Below are 16113 nucleotides of genomic sequence, written 5' to 3'. Positions count from 1 at the left end.
TGATTTAAAAGATAAAAAATAAAGCTGCTCCACGACAGGGAGCAGCTTTATTTTTTATCCTCTTTTGTCCGTAATTGCTCAACAATCCGAGCAAGGGTAACGGAAGCTAATTCATTCTCCATTGCCATCTGCGCATGAGAGAGTTGTGGTGCAAGAACCGATTCAATATTCATCCCTACAGAGCAATTGGGGTCAGGGTCCTTATGAAAATTGAAAAGCTGGTTTCCTTCCACAGATTCAACCGCCCGGTAGATATCCAGTAAGGTTAAGCTTTCGGGAGATACCCGAAGGGAGGCTCCTGCAACTCCGGATTTTGTTTCAATATACCCTGCTTTTTTGAGCTGGGCCATGATCCGTCTGATGACAACAGGATTGCTATTGATACTTCGTGCTATGCGATCGCCTGTACTATATAGCGGGTCCAACGTGACCATAGAGAGAATATGGACTGCCATGGAAAAACGGCTGCTAATTTTTTTCATCTACCCACCCTCTTTGCTACACAGTATAGTTCCAATAAACGAACAGGTCAATCAACGTGCAAAATAAAGACGCCCCGTCCGATGAGGCGCCGTGTTCAACTAATTCATTATTCAGCCCTGCAAAACCGGCAACAATTCTCTATTGCAAGCTGTCCAGAATTGCAGATGCTGCTTCCTTGCCCTGGCGGATGCAGTCCGGCAGCCCGACTCCGTCAAAGGCAGCTCCTGTAATCCATACGCCCGGAAGCTGTTCAGCTGCACGCTTGCGCAGCCGAGCCATGTTCTCCACATGTCCAACCGGATACTGCGGCATGGAATGGCGCAGACGGGTAATTTCGGCAAACTGCGGCTCCGTATTCACACCCATAATCTCCTTGACCTCGCGCCGGACGAGAGCTATGAGCTGTTCATCATCCAGCTCTACAACCTCCTCAGCGCCTGAGCGCCCGAGATAGCAGCGGAACAGCACCTTATCTTCCGGGCTTGTATGCGTCCATTTGGTTGAGGTCCAGGTGCAGGCAGTTATTTGACGGCCCTCCACGCGCGGGATTACAAATCCCGAACCGTCGAACTGGAGTCCGAAGCTCGCCTTGTCGAAGGCCAGTACCACATTGGCTACTGAAACATAGCGTACTGCTTCCAGCTCGCTCACATCCATCAAGGGACGAAGCAGCTCTGCTGCCCCAAATGCCTGCACAGTCACGTTAACCGCGTCAGCTTCCAGCTTTTCACCCGTATCAAGCTCCACCTCATAGGCCGCATTGCCGCCCTTCTGCGGCAGTCTGCGGACAGCAGCGGCTTTGACACCCAGCTTAAGGTCTACAGCCGGCAGCGCCTGCTCCAGCGCTTCTACTAGAGCGGACAGCCCATTGCGGAAGGTCAGGAACATGCTCCCCCTCACATGCTCGGGCAAATCATTGCCTGCTGCTGCGGCAACTGAAGCTTTGCGGCTCTCCTGCATTCCCCGTATCAGGCTGCCATGCCGAAGCTCAGCATCGCGGAATTGCGGGAAAGTAGCGCGCAGGCTCAGCTTGTACAAATCACCCGCGTAAATGCCGGCCAGCAGCGGCTCGGCAAGGAGCTGGACAGCCTCTTTGCCAAGGCGGCGCTCCAGGAAATGACCGACCGATTCATCGTCACTGCCCTCTTGCGCTGCGAGTTCCAAATCCTGTAATACCCTCTGTTTGGCGCCCTCCGTTATCAGCTCCGTGCTCTCCAGTCCGTCCAGGTCGGTTGGCACGCCCAGCATCAGCCCCTGCGGCATTGGATGGAGCTTGCCGCCACGCAAAATATACGATTTGCGCCCGTTCGGATTCTGGGCAGTCAGTTCCTGCTCAATGCCAAGATCTACAGCTAAATCCACAATCGCACGCTTGCGTGCCAAAAAGGAGTCCGGCCCCTTCTCAATCACAAATCCTTCCTTATGCAGCGTGTCGATTTTTCCACCCAGCTGCGGCGCTTCCTCCACAATCGTCACCTGCACCTGCCGGCCCGACTCCCGGGCCTGGCGCAGGACGTAGAAAGCGGAGCTCAGGCCGCTGATCCCCCCGCCAATAATGACAATTCGATCGGTCTGTCCTGTTCCCCGCATTCATTACCGCTCCCTTTTTACCATGAACCCGCCTGATCGTTGACCGGCGGATTCATGATTCTATCGTTATCAAATCAGCCTCTATTTGGCGTTGGCGCCTATGACCGAATCCGCCAATACTTCCATGTATAGTGGATCGGTATTCAGCATTTCAATCCGCTCAAATTGCATGCCCAGCTTGTCCGCTTCAGCCTTGGCCTCGATATCCAGATCGTAGAGCACCTCCAGATGATCGGACACAAATCCGATAGGCGCTCCCAGCACCTTTTTCGCCCCTGCGCCGCTAATCGCCTGCAGGGTATCCAGAATGTCCGGTCCCAGCCATGGTTCATGTGTTCTGCCTGCGCTCTGCCAGGTAAACTCCCAGTCCTGAACTCCTGCCGCTTCCGCCACCGCCTTGGACGTAGCCAGCAATTGCTCCGGATACGGGTCTTTCATCTGAACAATCCGTTCGGGCAGGCTGTGCGCACTGAACAGCACCTTCACATCATTTGCGGAAGGCTCGGAACCCAGCTTGCCAATCCCGTCTATTACCCGTACAGTCAACGCCTCAACCAGCTTCGGATGCAGATGGTATTCCTCAACAAACTTCATGCGGATGCCAACCGAGTCTGCCGTTTCCTTGGCCCGTTTGATGTAGCTGCCCACACTCATCGTGGAATAATGCGGAGCGAGCACAATTCCTACTGCTTCCGTGATGCCGTCTTCACGCATCTGCTTCACGCCATCTTCAATATACGGCTTTGCATGTTTCAGCCCTTGATAGCAGACATAACAATCCGGAGCAAGACGGTCCAGTGTCGCCTGGAGCCCTGCTACCTGATTATCGGTATTTTTGCGAAGCGGGAAAAAGCCGCCAACAATCGCCTCATAACGGCCAGTCAAATCGGCAAGTTGCTCTTCGGAAGGCGGATTGCCGCGGCGGATATGGGTATAGTATTCCTTAACATCCTCCATGCTCTCAGGTGTCCCGTAGGACATGACGAGCACACCGATTTTTGGCTGTGCCATGGATGGTCAGCTCCTTTGTCCGCTAAGCGCGGTGATTTTCTGTTGCGAATACTGGTGAATAAAGCCTGTCAGCTCACGCAGCTTGTCCAGCGATGCTTCCGGGAACAGCCCGTGTCCCAGATTGAAGACAAAGCCCGGCTGTTCAAGTCCCTGATCGATAATGGCAGCCGCGTATTCTTCAATAACGGATTGGGGGGCTGTCAGCACAAGCGGGTCCAGGTTGCCTTGTACCGCATATTTGCCTCCCAGTCTTCTTCTGCCTTCGGCAATTGAGACACGCCAGTCCAGACCGATTACATCGGCCTTCACATTGCCAAGCACCGGCAGCAGCTCTCCGGAGCTTACGCCAGGGAAGTAGATTTTAGGCTGGCTAAGGTCGGATAGCGAATCAAAAATCCGCTCAATGGTCGGCAGTACGAATTTTTGGAAATCATAAGGGGACAGTGCCCCTACCCAGCTGTCAAACAGCTGGAATGCCTTGCCGCCTGCGGCCATATGTGCACGCAAATAGGTGATGACCATATCGCCGAGCTTCTCCATTAGCAGGTGCCATACCTCAGGCTCGCTGTACATCATTTCCTTGGTGCGGATGTAGTTTTTGGAAGGACGGCCTTCAATCAGATAGCTGGCAATCGTGAACGGCGCTCCGGCAAACGTAATAAGCGGAACAGTCAGCTCACGGTCCAGAATGCGGATTGTCTCGATGACATGGGACAGATCGCCCTCTACATCAATTGGCTTCAAACGCTCGACATCCGCCTTGCTGCGGATCGGGTTATGTATAACAGGACCAATATTTTGCACAATATCAAAATCGATTCCGATGGAAGCAACCGGATTCATAATATCCGAATATAAAATAGCGGCGTCGACACCCAGCTTTTTCACCGGCATCAGCGTCACTTCGGCAGCCAGCTCCGGCTGTCGGCAAATTTCGAGAAGCGAATAGTTTTCTTTAATTTTGCGGTAATCCGGGTCATAACGGCCCGCTTGCCTCATATACCAGACAGGCAATTGATCCACGCTTTCCTTGCGGCAAGCGCGAATAAACCGGTCGTTGTATGTCATTTGTGTTCCCCATTTCATGCGTATTACCTTCCATTATGCCCTTTTTGACTATAGCTAACAACCGCTGACCGTTGCTCTAGTATGACAATAGTTTGACAATGTGGGCGTTATCAGGAAGGAGAAACTTGCCAGCTGTGATATACTAGAATTTGACTCGTATTGCCGGAATGGAAGAAACTGAATTTGCAGCATATGGAGGTGCATACGGGCAATGGAACAATGGAAAGTCAATCTGATCGTTCTATGGTTTGGGCAATTCCTTGTCATGGCTGGAATGACAATGATTGTCCCTTTTCTGTCTCTTTATCTGCAAAATGATCTCGGCCTGCAGGATGAGCACCAGATCGGCACCTGGGCCGGCCTGATATTTGCCGGAAATTTTGTTACATCTTTTTTATTTCAGCCGCTATGGGGGAAGCTGTCGGACCGTTACGGCCGGAAGGTTATGCTGCTTCGCTCCGGCTTCGGGATGGCCATTGTCATGACGATGATGGGCTTTGCAACTGCCCCCTGGCATCTGCTGGTGCTGAGGATGGTCAACGGAACGATATCCGGCTTTAATCCGGCATCGATATCGCTTGTCTCTTCGACAGCGCCCAAAGAAAAAATGGGCTTCGTCATGGGTACGCTGCAATCGGGAGCGATAGCCGGTACAATTCTTGGACCTTTTTTCGGCGGTATGATGGCGAATGCCTTCGGCTACCGGCCGATCTTTTATATTACAGGCTCGCTTCTGTTTATTGCCTCCATGCTGGCCATGTTTACGGTCAAGGAGAAATTCGATAAGGAGAAAGCCGCGGCTGCTCCGCAGGTCTCGGTTGTACAGGGGCTTCGCGAACTGACAAAAGTACCCCAGCTCAACGCCCTTTACGCTGTAACCTTTATGATTCAATTCGCCATGATATCGCCCATGCCGCTCATTCCGCTGTACGTACAGCATCTGCATGGAACAGCGGAGAATGTGGCATTCTGGGCCGGCTTTGTCGGCTCCGTGACCGGACTGTCGAATATGGTGGCAGCGCCGCTGCTTGGCAAGCTGGGAGACCGGATCGGGCCGGAGAAAATACTCGGCGTCGCCCTGCTTGGGGCTGCGATCCTGTTCATCCCGCAAGCATTCGTCGGCACCGTCTGGCAACTGCTGATCGTACGGTTCCTGCTTGGCATTTTCCTAGGCGGCCTGATTCCAACCGTGAACTCGCTGATTCGGCGGTATACGCCGGAAGGAAGAGAAAGCCGCGCATACAGCTTTAACAGCAGCATGCTCAGTCTCGGCAATATGGTCGGGCCGATAACAGGAGGGGTTATTTCCGGCTGGACCGGAATCAGCGGCGTCTTTCTCATCTCATCCGGCATGTTCCTGCTTAATTTCCTGTGGGTGCGCCGCTCACTTCACCACGGCAACGGAGAGCCCGTCGTACGCCGGGATCAGGGTGCTGATTAGGCGCTCATCCGTCGCCAGCCGTTCATTAAAGCTGCGCATTGCCTCTACGGACGGGCCCTGCTTGTCAGGATCAGTCACCCGTCCTCTGAGCAATGTATTATCCGCAACAATCAGTGCTCCCGGGCGGGCCAGCCGCAGCGCATAGTCCAGATAAACCGGGTAGCCCTGCTTGTCAGCGTCAATGAAGAAGAAATCAAAGCGCCTCTCTTCCTGCTCCAGCTCAGCGAGGCTTTGGGCCGCATCGCCAATCCGGTATGTAACCTTATTGCCAAGCCCTGCCGCATCCAGATGCCGCTGCGCTACGTCGGCATACTTCGCCTCCAGCTCCAGCGAGGTAAGGCTGCCCCCTTCCCGCAGACCGCGGGCCAGGCAGATGCCGCTGTACCCGCCAAGCGCACCAATCTCCAAAATATTTTGCGCTCCGGACGTATACACAAGCATCGTCAGCATTCTGCCGAAGGCAGGCTGGATAGAAATCTCCGGCATGCCGGCTTCGCGAATCCCCTTCTTCGCCCGTCCCAAATGCTCATCCTCGCGGAAAAGTTCCGCTACATATTTCTCTGCTGCTTCCATGAAATCTCCTCCGTGTTTGTCAATCATTCTACTTTATCCTATACTTGATTGTATGTTGTTGGGCCTGTGATTACAAATCGCAATTGCAGACACAAGGCCAAGCTGATAATACGGAGTGAAAAGAAACCTATGAAGAACCTGCAACTGATAGCTACCTGTCCAATGGGACTTGAGGCTATTGTCGCCCGCGAGCTGAAAGAGCTGGGGTATGAGAACACGAAAACAGAAAATGGAAGAGTCAATTTCGATGGCGGCTATGAGGATATCTGCCGCACGAATCTGTGGCTGCGTACAGCAGACCGGATTCTGATCAAGATGGGTGAATTCCCCGCCCGCACCTTTGACGAGCTGTTCGAGGGGACGAAGGCGCTTGACTGGCCTGACTGGATTCCAGAGAACGGTGAATTCCCGGTGGAGGGCCGCTCCCACAAGTCGCAGCTATCCAGTGTGCCAGCCTGCCAGGGGATTGTGAAGAAGGCAATCGTAGAAAAAATGAAGCAGCAGTACAAGCATGAATGGTTCCCGGAAAACGGGGCGCGCTACGTCGCCGAGGTTTCTCTGCTGAATGATATTGCACTGCTTACACTGGATACGACTGGGCCAAGCCTTCACAAGCGCGGTTACCGCAAGGTCGCAACCGAAGCGCCGCTTAAGGAAACGATGGCTGCCGCAATCGTCCTGCTCAGCCGCTGGCGTCCGGAACGTCCGCTGCATGACCCGTTCTGCGGCTCCGGCACACTGCCGATCGAAGCAGCTTTGATCGGCTGGAACATTGCCCCGGGCATCCGCCGCAGCTTTAGCAGCGATCATTGGCCGATCATCGGCGAGAATCGCTGGGAGCAGGCACGCGAGGAAGCGTATGATGCGGTGAAGGATGATATTCCGCTGGAAATTACCGGCTCGGATATTGATCCAAATGCGATCGAGATTGCCAGAGGTGCAGCCAAAAAAGCCGGTCTCGGCAATGAAATTTCCTTCCAGCCGGTTCCTGTAAACAAAGCGGTTCCACTGGGCGATTACGGCTGCATACTGACGAATCCGCCTTATGGACAGCGGCTTGGGGATGACCAGGAAGCGGAGAAAGCTGTGCGCCAGCTTGGTACAATGGCCAGTCGCCAGCCAAACTGGTCCTTATTTGCCATTAGTCCGGCCAAAAGCTTTGAGCATTACTTCGGACGGCCAGCAGACAAAAAGCGCAAATTGTATAACGGGCGGATCGAATGCGCGCTCTATCAATATTTCGGACCGCTGCCTCCCCGCCCGCAGTCCCATTAAGGATCTTGCTGAAATCAGGCAGTACTGAAGTGCAATAAAGACAAAGGAGCTGAACACACGGCTATTATGCCGCTGGTTCAGCTCCTTTATTGCTATTTGACAAATTTCCGGGCCAATTCTACGGCCTCATCCTCTGTAGGCGCGGTAATGTAGCGTCCGTTGATAAAGATGAAAGCTTTGCGGGCACACGGGCCGCAATACGATTTGCAGCCGACGCGGACCTCGGATTCCGGATCAAGCTGCTTGAGCTTGGACAGCATCGTTTTGACCTTCATATGCTTGCATTTGTCACAAATGCGGATATCATTAGCCATTTACGTTTCCCCGTTCTTCGCTTCTTCCCCGGGTTAGTGATCCCCGTGATTGCCCTTGGAAGGGTTCGTGATGGCGAAGCCCTCTTCAGGTACATAAAAATAATCGATACGGATTCCATCGAGCATTGGCTCGTCCTTCACAAGAATCACGTCGATCTCTTTATCTGTAGACACGACAACGTCCGCATCCGTCGGAACGTCGATCTGCATGCCATAATGGGCATGGTCACCATGCTTATGCGTTACAAAAACACGCAGCAGCTTGCCCTCATTTTCAGGCTTGTCCAATTCAAGCTGCAGCACCTTGGCGGCATTGCGCGAAATTTTACATTTCATCTTCTTCCAGCTCCTTTTATCTGTATTGTAATGAAAACAAGCCGGAAGTTCAACCGTCCGGTACAATCCTCGCGCAAAGCGCTGACCCGTTGTTAAGAAGGCGTTTTATGCTTGCCTTCCATCCACCTGGTGAACCATTCGGCCGCAATCATCGTGACTGCAATATCATCAATCGGCAAAAATGGCAGCACATCCGGCAGTACCCAATACAGCAGAACCGGAATGACAAACAGCAGCTTCTGGTGCACAGGCACCTGCCTGGAAATAAGCAGCCGGTAGATGCGGATAAATACCTGCTTCCAATGGCGGAGCGAAAGCAGTTTGCGCATTGGGACCGTCCCCCTTCTCAAGTTTCCGCTATTATAGCATACCGCACCTGCCGGCAAGCAAATTACAGCCTTAGCGCTGTCAATAGTAATTTTTGGATGCCCACATAGATCTCATCGAACTGACCGATCGGAAGCGGATTAACACCCAGTCCGGCCTCGACTGTAAATCCGGGTCTGCCAAATTCCTGAATGAACCAGTCCTTGAAGCCCGCATCGCTGCCCTCCAGCTTGACCGCCACATAGCCGCTGGCTGCGGCCAGCCTGCCCGCTATCAGTTCTGCATTGGCAGGCTCATAGCCCCGGTAGTTCCAATAGATTTCCTGCCCCTGGGTATGAAGAGCCAGAACCATAGCAAACTGCTGCTTGATTGTAAAGTCGTACACAGCCTTCGCTTCCGGCTCGCTAAGCGGTGCCAGTCCTGGATAGTCACGCGGCCCCGGCCCGTCATGTCCGCGCCTCCGTACCTCCTCTTCCCAATGGGCGGGGAACTGGTCGTTCAAGTCCACACCGTTAATATTCGCCTTCCAGCCGGAATAATCAGCGCCGTCCGGATTCAGTGACCGAAGCTCCTCATACCGCGGATGTGCCTCATTCAGCCCATTTTGGACAAGCTCTACACCGTCCGGGTTCACCATCGGGACAATCCATAAGGTCACTTCACGGCTGAGCGCATGCACATCCAGTGTCTCATTTTCACCAGCAATACGCAGCTCCTCTTTTGTTGCCAGGGCTCTTGCGTAATCCTCTGCAAATCTCATCGCCAGTAACGTTGTAATCCATTCATTCGCATGGAAGGAAGCATTGATCTGAATTTTCTTTTTCCCTGTTCCTATACAAAGCGCGTGTATTCTTCTGCCGTCCGCACTTCCCCCGATATCTTCACAGCCGATAAAGGGATAGCGCCGCTGAAGCAGTCCGATCTGATAACACAGCTCAGGATAACCGTAGTCATGGCTGGCCTGGACAATCCGCTGCCCATCCCAAGGATTCCACTGAAAATCCGTCTTTATTATCGGCAGTTGAAGTTGCAGACCCGGAACGAGCAGACGACCCGGTTTAATAAATGGATTGGCCTTATATAGCGCAATTTCCTGCACACCAAAACGCCCGGCGATACGTTCTGGGGTATCACCGGGCTGAACCATATAAAAAGGTAAATTGTACAAAGGTCCGCCTCCCGTTAAAATGACATTTTACCTTCATTTTTATGTCGGGATGGCTGGGCTAATGTCTTTAATATGTTTATTTGCACCTAACCGATCTTTGGAACCTGCCAAACAACCGGAGTCAGCTCGATTTCCTTGTTCAGCCATTGCTGTGCGATAGACTTGAACAGCCGCGGATCGCCGCTGCAGCAAAATTGGTGCACAGGCACAGGCTCATTGCGGGACAGCTTGCCCTGATCATACAGAATTGTGCTGATTTCACGGGCCGTCTCATCCGCCGAGCTGATCAGCGTCACTTCCGGTCCCATGACCTCTGAGATGGTCTCCGCCAAATACGGATAATGGGTACACCCGAGAATCAGACAATCTATCGGACTGCCCTTCAGCCCCTGAAGTGAGCTTTGGACTGCATCGTAAGTCTCTGTGGAACGGAAATTGCCCCGCTCGACAAGCGGTACAAATTTGGGGCAGGCCTTGCTGAACACTTCAATATCCGGTCTGAGCCGCTTGAGCGCAACCTCGTAAGCGCCGCTGTTAATCGTTCCCTCTGTTCCGATTACACCGACATAGCCTGTCTGGGTACGTCCGATCGCAGCTCGGGCTCCCGGATAAATCACGCCAACAACAGGTACATTAACCCGCGAGCGAATATCCTTCAAAGCTACCGCTGTTGCTGTGTTACAAGCAATAACAATCATTTTCGGATTAAATTGAATTAAATAATCTACAATTTCTCTCGTAAACCGAAGCACCTCTTCGGATGGACGAGGACCATAGGGCGCGCGTGCCGTATCCCCGAAATAAATAATTTTCTCACGGGGGAGCTGACGCATAACTTCCTTGACGACTGTCAGACCGCCGACCCCTGAATCCAGTATAGCTATCGGTTGTTGCACAGATACACCGCTTTCCTGATGTTAGTAACGAAATGATTTGTCAGGGGCTTCGCCGTCCTGCTGGCGGACAAAGCGTGCGCTCTCCTATTCCAAAATAGAATATGAAGAAGCATTCCAAAACGTACCTACATCTTAGCGCATAATCAGACAAGGTTCAAGCTGTTATCGACCTAGTCGGGGAGACTCAGGACAGCAAGCCCGTAATCAGACAGCAGCCCGATCTGAAAGATACTTTTTCAGATCGGGCTGCTGTCTGATTCATTTTCAGGAACGTGCTTCATCTTCAAGCACAGTTTCCTCCAGATCGGATTCAAGGGCTTGAGTTGCCGACACCTCAGCTACTTCGGCTTCTTCTGTACCGCGGTGTTCCTTCCATGATCTCAAGTTATGAATAGCCTGTGATGCGGAATCTTTGGCCTTGCCTGCCAAGTGAGATGTCTGATGTCCAATCTGATGGGCCAAACGGACTGTTCCATCCTTCGCCTGACCGGCAAGCTGAACCGTCTTCTCTCCGACCTGGGAAGCGCCGTCCGCGATGTCACGGCGAAGCTCCTTGCCGGATTTGGGCGCAAACAGCAATGCTCCAACTGCCCCGGCGATGCCGCCTGCAAGGGCTGCAAGCAGGTAACCTTTTGTCTTTTTGCCACTTGTCATGATGATTCGCTCCTTTCGTATTTATCGTGCCCTTCGTCCTGTCCGGATAATGCAGCGGATTTCGATGCAGCGGAACATTTCTTTTGCCACCAGTGCCAGACTGTGAGGCCGGCCTCAGCCCAATTTAAGGCTTCGTCAATATGAGGACCGTATTTGTTAGCTGTTTTCTTCACCCTGTCAGCCGCTGTCCGTGTTACCGCGCCTGACAGCTCATTCACGGCCCCGGCGGTACGGCTGAAGGCTTCCCCTAGCTGGGAGGCCGAATGAATAAAAACCTTCATTTGCTTACCTGTGCTGGTTACGGCCTCCTCGGCATCTGTTAACACCCGGCGAAGCTCCCCTAAAAGCTCTGCCGATTGCTGCCTCAGCATCTCGGTTTGGTGTGCAATCCCACTTACTTGCCGGACAATGGAGCGCATGGAGAGGATCATCGCTATTGCTAAAGCTGTAAAGGCTGCGGTAGCGATGCATACACAGATCGTTATGATCATAGTGGTGTGCTCCTTCCTGTTGGCTTCTGGACGAATGCCCAATTCGTAATGACAGTATAGTCAGCATGGGCTTGTTTTGACACAACGATTTGGTGGATTTGAAAAATTAACATGTGTAGTCTAACGGATAGCAAATGATTGATAATCTGCAACTGGGGAAAAAGCTGCGAGATAAAGGGGTTCCTCCGTTTGCTGTTAAAGAGTGATTTTTTTGAATCCGATTAGTATTTGTTAAAATCACTCTTTAAAGGCAACCACTTTCGTTTCTCCGGAACCCCCCTTTATCTCTCCGCCAGGTACTTTACTGCGATGAATCTTAATCCTAAAAGCAGCATCCGTTTACTTAGCAATCCTTATTGGCCAGTAAAACAACAAAAAAACCTGCCCTGCAACATTCACTGCTTTGCCGTAAAAAGGGCAAAAAGCAGAATGCTGCAAGAAGCAGGTTTTGAATTAAAATATAAAATCAAGATGATTACAACAATAGATCATTAACGAATTTCAATTGGGATTATGGACGATCAGTCCGCATTTTTCGAAATCCGGTAGGTGCACTTGCCCCCGCCTTTAGCCAGACATTCCGTACGTTCAACCGGCGCCCTGAGCAGCTCTTTGAACAAAACCAGCTCACAGTTGCACGCCTGCTCATAACGATTCGCCACCAAGCCTATGGGGCAATTGTATTCATGCATGACATATTCGTCCTTGCAGCTCGTATCGACCTCGACCATATATCCGCCAGCATTTTGAATCTTGGCCAGCTCTTCTACACGCTCTTCAAGCGGTTTGCCCTCCATGTAAGGCAAATAACGCTGGAACAGCTTTTGCTTACGGCTTTCAAATAAGCGGGAGACTGTTCCCCCCATATCCGGATCATCTTCCAAATCTTCAAGGAAGTCGAGTGTCAAGGACACATAATTTTTTGGGAAAAGGTTCTCTCCAACCTCAGTCAAACTGAAAATATGGGCTGGGCGGCCCATTGGCTGGCGAACAATATTGGATCTGATACTGTCGTCACGTTCCAGCGAAGTGAGATGGCGCCGGACTGCCATTTCGGTTATTCCGAGCTCACGGGCCAAATCGCCTACAGAGCTGGGGCCTTTGGTCTTGAGCAGCAGCAGTACAGCCTGGCGTGTTGATCCGTCCGGCCGAATCCCTTCTTTTGCCTGTAACATCGATTTGTTATCCATACCATCACCACCCTCGCTAAAAATAAAGTCGCATAAAAACAAAAGCCATCATGCCGAATTTCCTTCGCATCATGGCTGGACATACTTGTATTTTAACTTAACGATTGCAAGATTGCAAAACCTAAAAAACGCATTACTTATACCAGTTCGCGAGCCAAATAACTCTTTACCGCTTCTGCAAAACGGCCAAGAATATCCGGCAGAACAGCGGACAGCGGATGCAGTTCGCTGCGGGACCATATGTAATATTCTTGCGCTAATGGCTTGCGCAGCTTGACCAGTTCCTGCAACGTCCCGTACAGCTCACCAGGAAATACGGATTCACCATGGATAATATCAATAATATCCTCATAGCTGCTGGCGTCCCTCATAATAAAGCCGTCAATGAGGCAGCTCCCGACATCGGTTACCGTCTCAATCGCCAGATGGAGGGCCCGCTCCTGGGCCAGACCCTGAAGAAGTGATCCGTCCCAATGCTTTGCCAGTCCCTCTAAGGCAGCAGCCAGATCGGGAATGACAGCCAGACGCTGCTCAATTTGCTCTTGGTTTACATAGTACATGCCCTATGTACCTGCTTTCTACTTATTCTTTTTGCTTCCTTTGCGCTTCAGCCAAAATCCCATTACCAAACAGCTGATAATGACGACCAGAAGATAAGTCAGCATTTCGTACACGTCTCTCATTCGTCATCCCTCAATTGGCTATCACTTAAAATTTAGCTTACAAAATCAACGCTGACAGAAGCTTCACGGACTTGTGTCATATGCTCGATTACCTTTTTATGAACCGGATGGACCTGATAAGCCTGAAGATCTTCCATAGAGTCATGTTTGGTGATCAAGGCAATATCATAAGAACGCTCGGAGTGAAGCACATCCAGACCAACCTCAATGAATTTGATTTGTTCGATTTGGCCTTCCATAGCGCGCAGTACCGCTGCAGTACGCTCCACACTCTCCGGGCTGTTATCCTTCAGTTTGAACAATACGATATGTGTAATCATAAAACCCATCTCTCCTCGGCCTTAATTTCTGATTATGAATGGCAAAAGCCCCTTTGTCCCATAATAACCGAAACGGAACTTTTCTGAAAGGGGCACTGTAGTTATGCGCTACCCCGCAACTTTAATTGCCGTCTTATTCAGTCTGGCGCTTTGTCTATTCAGCTACAGCGGCTATGATCCGCATAACATGTTCTTCTTCATGCTGAGTGTACCTGCATGGTTCGCCGAACTCTGGTTTGATATCCATGAAATCAGAGCCGTGCCGCTGTACGTGTTGACCGTAATAAGCTGGGGGATTATCGGCTTCATTATCGATACCCTTATTGCAGGCAGCCGTGCCCGCAAAGCACGCTCCTAATCAAGCATAAACGGCTGTGCCGATTTGCAGGCACAGCATCGTTGTGCATAACAAGCCGACTATAAAAAAGAAGCTTAAAACTTCTGTATATTTCGAAAAAAGGAGCCTTGCGGCTCCTTTTACGCTTGAATGCTTATTGAACAACAATAACAGCCTTCATTTCCAAGTGGCCTTCGCCGCAAGGAATGCTGCAATGAATCGGATACGTTCCCGGCTCATTAAATTCCACTTCAGCAGAAGGACTATCCTTTGTCAACGTCACGTTCATGCTCTCGATTGCGATACCATGAATCCCGTTCGTATTTTGAAGCAGCAGCTTCACTTTGGAACCCTTTTCAACCTTGTACTCTGTTTGGTCGAATTCATAGTTAGAGGCTTTAATTTTCAGCAATGAAACCCCTTCCGCCAATCCAGCCGACTCGTCCACAGGCTTTTCCGGAAGACCAAATGTCAACAGAAATAACGCCAAGACGGAAGCGGCTGCGAAAAAAACGAACATAATCCATTTTTGCATAGTAGCGTGCTCCCCCTACAACTTAATGTCTACCCCTTATATTACCTAAGTTTGTCTGTTTTTCTCAAGCTTAAACTCATTGCTGAACAAAACTTTTTTGCCTTTATGACAAAATCATGAACATTTTCGTACTAATTTTTGGGATCTTTATCTCTAAAAACTTCAATCAAATTCTTGATTTGTTTGGGGATGGGCAGCCCGATCTTGCCGCTATGCTCAATAATCGAGAGGATTTCATTTGCCAAATAAAAGTAAATCGCAGCGCCCATGGTCATATTTTCGGATTCAAGCAGCACATCAATCCGGTGGGCCAGCAAAATAACAAGCAGTGTCAGTCCTTTGCGGCCAAGTACCCAAAAGCAGGATTTGCTGCACAGTCCTTGTCCAACTTTAAGAGATGCGGCGATACCCGCAATGTAATCAATTCCCATAGAGACTAACAGCAGTGTCAGTGCTTCAGGCCAATTGCCAAAGGAAAAGGTCAAAATGGCACCTATAAAAGCGCATAAAGAGCTTAGTGCAAAAGGATGCATAAAGCATCTCCCCCTCTACAACCTATCTTATATTATCTTTCTATTTTTACTATATGCAGGAAAAAAAGATTGGTTTGGAGTTTCGTTCCTGTGCAAAAGGGGTAATGATCATTGACCTAAACGAAAAACCCCCAGGCGCCGGCCTGGAGGCTTTTGAAACATACTATCTGGAATGATTACAGAAATACTGTGCAGCTAATGATAACAAGAAGAATGAAAAGAACCAGGATAGCACCAGTGGAAGTACCCCAGCCGCCCAATCCGCCTACTGCTGACATAGTCGATCTCTCCTTTCGGTGTTTACAAAACCAGCATATGAGCAATTGCACGGCTTTGAACCGGACAATAACCTATTCTTGCAGACAGATTAGATCCGCATAAATGTTACAAAATCCACGCCCAAGAAGCGACACCTTATTACATCAGGCTTCTGCTAAAATGGATATATTCTACCTTCTGGAAGACTCGGAAGATACAAGATTTGATTTATAGGAGGGAAAGCAATGGATCACATCATACACAAAAACTTTACAGATGAGGACATACATTTTGAAAATTACCATTTTATCGGATGCACATTTACACGCTGCCGCATCCGCGTCACATCGCTGTATTTCGACTATGACCGGTGCAGCTTTACCGATTGTGTCTTTCATATCGAGCCGGAGGTTCCCTATTCCCATCTGCTGCGGCCGCTGCTTCCCTTTTCCTCAACGGGTATCGCCTGAGGAAGCGGCCCGGCAGGAAGCAATCCGGCAGCAACGCGCTTTATGATGCTCTTTCAGAACCCGATCCATTTTGGATCGGGTTCTTTTTGCAATGGGACGCTTTTACTTGGAAACTGCTTCTCCTATACTCCAACAGCATTTGCCGCTTTACGCGCGGCAA

At 50.7% G+C, this 16113-nt stretch carries 22 protein-coding genes; 4 read left to right on the top strand and 18 right to left on the bottom strand.

Annotated features, from left to right (window positions below; all coding sequences use genetic code 11):
- Positions 1-47 precede the first annotated feature (47 nt).
- The 4 genes from H583_RS0122690 to hemE form a co-directional block, all read right to left on the bottom strand.
- A complete protein-coding gene (locus H583_RS0122690) occupies positions 48-482 on the bottom strand; it encodes an Rrf2 family transcriptional regulator (protein WP_028562474.1) in 435 nt (144 codons plus the stop codon).
- Between the two features lie 139 nt (positions 483-621).
- A complete protein-coding gene (gene hemG / locus H583_RS0122685; RefSeq protein ID WP_028562473.1) occupies positions 622-2073 on the bottom strand; it encodes a protoporphyrinogen oxidase in 1452 nt (483 codons plus the stop codon).
- Positions 2074-2154: 81 nt separating this feature from the next.
- A complete protein-coding gene (gene hemH, locus H583_RS0122680; RefSeq protein ID WP_028562472.1) occupies positions 2155-3084 on the bottom strand; it encodes a ferrochelatase in 930 nt (309 codons plus the stop codon).
- A gap of 6 nt (positions 3085-3090) precedes the next feature.
- Entirely contained in the window at positions 3091-4152 is a 1062-nt protein-coding gene (hemE, locus tag H583_RS0122675; protein WP_028562471.1) for a uroporphyrinogen decarboxylase, read from the bottom strand.
- Between the two features lie 211 nt (positions 4153-4363).
- On the opposite strand from hemE, the gene H583_RS0122670 reads away from it, so the two are divergent.
- Entirely contained in the window at positions 4364-5593 is a 1230-nt protein-coding gene (locus tag H583_RS0122670) for an MFS transporter (protein ID WP_028562470.1), read from the top strand.
- On the opposite strand, the gene H583_RS0122665 is transcribed toward H583_RS0122670, so the two are convergent.
- On the bottom strand, positions 5537-6193 hold the full coding sequence (locus H583_RS0122665) for an O-methyltransferase (RefSeq protein WP_245585971.1): 657 nt from the start codon (positions 6191-6193) through the stop codon (positions 5537-5539). The two genes, H583_RS0122670 and H583_RS0122665, sit on opposite strands and share 57 nt — an antisense overlap.
- 102 nt (positions 6194-6295) lie before the next feature.
- On the opposite strand from H583_RS0122665, the gene H583_RS0122660 reads away from it, so the two are divergent.
- Positions 6296-7441, top strand: a complete 1146-nt coding sequence (locus H583_RS0122660) for a THUMP domain-containing class I SAM-dependent RNA methyltransferase (protein ID WP_028562468.1) — start codon at positions 6296-6298, stop codon at positions 7439-7441.
- Between the two features lie 92 nt (positions 7442-7533).
- Here H583_RS0122660 and H583_RS0122655 read toward each other — a convergent pair whose 3' ends face one another.
- From H583_RS0122655 to H583_RS0122605, 10 genes are all read right to left on the bottom strand, one after another.
- Positions 7534-7755 (bottom strand): YuzB family protein, encoded by a 222-nt coding sequence (locus tag H583_RS0122655; protein ID WP_028562467.1) that lies wholly within the window; start codon positions 7753-7755, stop codon positions 7534-7536.
- Between the two features lie 33 nt (positions 7756-7788).
- Entirely contained in the window at positions 7789-8091 is a 303-nt protein-coding gene (locus tag H583_RS0122650; RefSeq protein WP_028562466.1) for a heme biosynthesis protein HemY, read from the bottom strand.
- Between the two features lie 92 nt (positions 8092-8183).
- A complete protein-coding gene (locus H583_RS0122645) occupies positions 8184-8420 on the bottom strand; it encodes a hypothetical protein (protein ID WP_028562465.1) in 237 nt (78 codons plus the stop codon).
- A 62-nt stretch (positions 8421-8482) separates the two neighbouring features.
- The gene (locus H583_RS0122640) at positions 8483-9586 is read right to left on the bottom strand and encodes a M14 family metallopeptidase (RefSeq protein ID WP_028562464.1); all 1104 of its coding nucleotides are present in this window, start codon (positions 9584-9586) and stop codon (positions 8483-8485) included.
- Between the two features lie 86 nt (positions 9587-9672).
- On the bottom strand, positions 9673-10482 hold the full coding sequence (gene racE, locus H583_RS0122635; protein WP_028562463.1) for a glutamate racemase: 810 nt from the start codon (positions 10480-10482) through the stop codon (positions 9673-9675).
- A 264-nt stretch (positions 10483-10746) separates the two neighbouring features.
- Positions 10747-11136, bottom strand: a complete 390-nt coding sequence (locus H583_RS0122630; RefSeq protein WP_028562462.1) for a YtxH domain-containing protein — start codon at positions 11134-11136, stop codon at positions 10747-10749.
- Positions 11133-11627 (bottom strand): DUF948 domain-containing protein, encoded by a 495-nt coding sequence (locus H583_RS0122625; protein WP_028562461.1) that lies wholly within the window; start codon positions 11625-11627, stop codon positions 11133-11135. Before H583_RS0122625 ends, H583_RS0122630 begins: the two co-directional genes overlap by 4 nt.
- Before the next feature lie 521 nt (positions 11628-12148).
- Positions 12149-12817, bottom strand: a complete 669-nt coding sequence (locus tag H583_RS0122620) for a helix-turn-helix transcriptional regulator (RefSeq protein WP_081667438.1) — start codon at positions 12815-12817, stop codon at positions 12149-12151.
- A gap of 137 nt (positions 12818-12954) precedes the next feature.
- Positions 12955-13377, bottom strand: coding sequence for a DUF86 domain-containing protein (locus H583_RS0122615; protein WP_028562459.1), 423 nt, complete (start codon positions 13375-13377; stop codon positions 12955-12957).
- A gap of 155 nt (positions 13378-13532) precedes the next feature.
- Positions 13533-13820 (bottom strand): Dabb family protein, encoded by a 288-nt coding sequence (locus tag H583_RS0122605; protein ID WP_028562458.1) that lies wholly within the window; start codon positions 13818-13820, stop codon positions 13533-13535.
- Between the two features lie 103 nt (positions 13821-13923).
- On the opposite strand from H583_RS0122605, the gene H583_RS0122600 reads away from it, so the two are divergent.
- Positions 13924-14178 carry a hypothetical protein gene (locus tag H583_RS0122600; protein WP_028562457.1) on the top strand — a complete coding sequence of 85 codons (255 nt, stop codon included), beginning with the start codon at positions 13924-13926 and terminating at the stop codon, positions 14176-14178.
- 133 nt (positions 14179-14311) lie between these two features.
- On the opposite strand, the gene H583_RS0122595 is transcribed toward H583_RS0122600, so the two are convergent.
- The 3 genes from H583_RS0122595 to H583_RS0122585 form a co-directional block, all read right to left on the bottom strand.
- A complete protein-coding gene (locus tag H583_RS0122595; RefSeq protein ID WP_028562456.1) occupies positions 14312-14692 on the bottom strand; it encodes a cupredoxin domain-containing protein in 381 nt (126 codons plus the stop codon).
- 131 nt (positions 14693-14823) lie between these two features.
- On the bottom strand, positions 14824-15225 hold the full coding sequence (locus H583_RS0122590) for a phage holin family protein (RefSeq protein ID WP_028562455.1): 402 nt from the start codon (positions 15223-15225) through the stop codon (positions 14824-14826).
- 176 nt (positions 15226-15401) lie between these two features.
- Positions 15402-15503, bottom strand: coding sequence for a sporulation protein YjcZ (locus tag H583_RS0122585; RefSeq protein WP_028562454.1), 102 nt, complete (start codon positions 15501-15503; stop codon positions 15402-15404).
- A gap of 225 nt (positions 15504-15728) precedes the next feature.
- Between H583_RS0122585 and H583_RS0122580 the strand changes: the two genes are divergently transcribed.
- Positions 15729-15953, top strand: coding sequence for a hypothetical protein (locus H583_RS0122580; RefSeq protein WP_028562453.1), 225 nt, complete (start codon positions 15729-15731; stop codon positions 15951-15953).
- Positions 15954-16113: the final 160 nt, after the last annotated feature.

This window comes from Paenibacillus pinihumi DSM 23905 = JCM 16419, assembly GCF_000422505.1.
Lineage (GTDB): Bacteria > Bacillota > Bacilli > Paenibacillales > Paenibacillaceae > Paenibacillus_D > Paenibacillus_D pinihumi.
Note: the sequence above shows the minus strand (reverse complement) of the source record. Positions and strands in the feature narration are given on the sequence as shown.

What these genes read in the sequence shown, in the direction of transcription:
- H583_RS0122690 (WP_028562474.1), bottom strand. Translation starts at nt 482, where the DNA reads ATGAAAAAAATTAGCAGCCGTTTTTCCATGGCAGTCCATATTCTCTCT.
- hemG (WP_028562473.1), bottom strand. Translation starts at nt 2,073, where the DNA reads ATGCGGGGAACAGGACAGACCGATCGAATTGTCATTATTGGCGGGGGG.
- hemH (WP_028562472.1), bottom strand. Translation starts at nt 3,084, where the DNA reads ATGGCACAGCCAAAAATCGGTGTGCTCGTCATGTCCTACGGGACACCT.
- hemE (WP_028562471.1), bottom strand. Translation starts at nt 4,152, where the DNA reads ATGACATACAACGACCGGTTTATTCGCGCTTGCCGCAAGGAAAGCGTG.
- H583_RS0122670 (WP_028562470.1), top strand. Translation starts at nt 4,364, where the DNA reads ATGGAACAATGGAAAGTCAATCTGATCGTTCTATGGTTTGGGCAATTC.
- H583_RS0122665 (WP_245585971.1), bottom strand. Translation starts at nt 6,193, where the DNA reads ATGATTGACAAACACGGAGGAGATTTCATGGAAGCAGCAGAGAAATAT.
- H583_RS0122660 (WP_028562468.1), top strand. Translation starts at nt 6,296, where the DNA reads ATGAAGAACCTGCAACTGATAGCTACCTGTCCAATGGGACTTGAGGCT.
- H583_RS0122655 (WP_028562467.1), bottom strand. Translation starts at nt 7,755, where the DNA reads ATGGCTAATGATATCCGCATTTGTGACAAATGCAAGCATATGAAGGTC.
- H583_RS0122650 (WP_028562466.1), bottom strand. Translation starts at nt 8,091, where the DNA reads ATGAAATGTAAAATTTCGCGCAATGCCGCCAAGGTGCTGCAGCTTGAA.
- H583_RS0122645 (WP_028562465.1), bottom strand. Translation starts at nt 8,420, where the DNA reads ATGCGCAAACTGCTTTCGCTCCGCCATTGGAAGCAGGTATTTATCCGC.
- H583_RS0122630 (WP_028562462.1), bottom strand. Translation starts at nt 11,136, where the DNA reads ATGACAAGTGGCAAAAAGACAAAAGGTTACCTGCTTGCAGCCCTTGCA.
- H583_RS0122625 (WP_028562461.1), bottom strand. Translation starts at nt 11,627, where the DNA reads ATGATCATAACGATCTGTGTATGCATCGCTACCGCAGCCTTTACAGCT.
- H583_RS0122620 (WP_081667438.1), bottom strand. Translation starts at nt 12,817, where the DNA reads ATGGATAACAAATCGATGTTACAGGCAAAAGAAGGGATTCGGCCGGAC.
- H583_RS0122615 (WP_028562459.1), bottom strand. Translation starts at nt 13,377, where the DNA reads ATGTACTATGTAAACCAAGAGCAAATTGAGCAGCGTCTGGCTGTCATT.
- H583_RS0122605 (WP_028562458.1), bottom strand. Translation starts at nt 13,820, where the DNA reads ATGATTACACATATCGTATTGTTCAAACTGAAGGATAACAGCCCGGAG.
- H583_RS0122600 (WP_028562457.1), top strand. Translation starts at nt 13,924, where the DNA reads ATGCGCTACCCCGCAACTTTAATTGCCGTCTTATTCAGTCTGGCGCTT.
- H583_RS0122595 (WP_028562456.1), bottom strand. Translation starts at nt 14,692, where the DNA reads ATGCAAAAATGGATTATGTTCGTTTTTTTCGCAGCCGCTTCCGTCTTG.
- H583_RS0122590 (WP_028562455.1), bottom strand. Translation starts at nt 15,225, where the DNA reads ATGCATCCTTTTGCACTAAGCTCTTTATGCGCTTTTATAGGTGCCATT.
- H583_RS0122585 (WP_028562454.1), bottom strand. Translation starts at nt 15,503, where the DNA reads ATGTCAGCAGTAGGCGGATTGGGCGGCTGGGGTACTTCCACTGGTGCT.
- H583_RS0122580 (WP_028562453.1), top strand. Translation starts at nt 15,729, where the DNA reads ATGGATCACATCATACACAAAAACTTTACAGATGAGGACATACATTTT.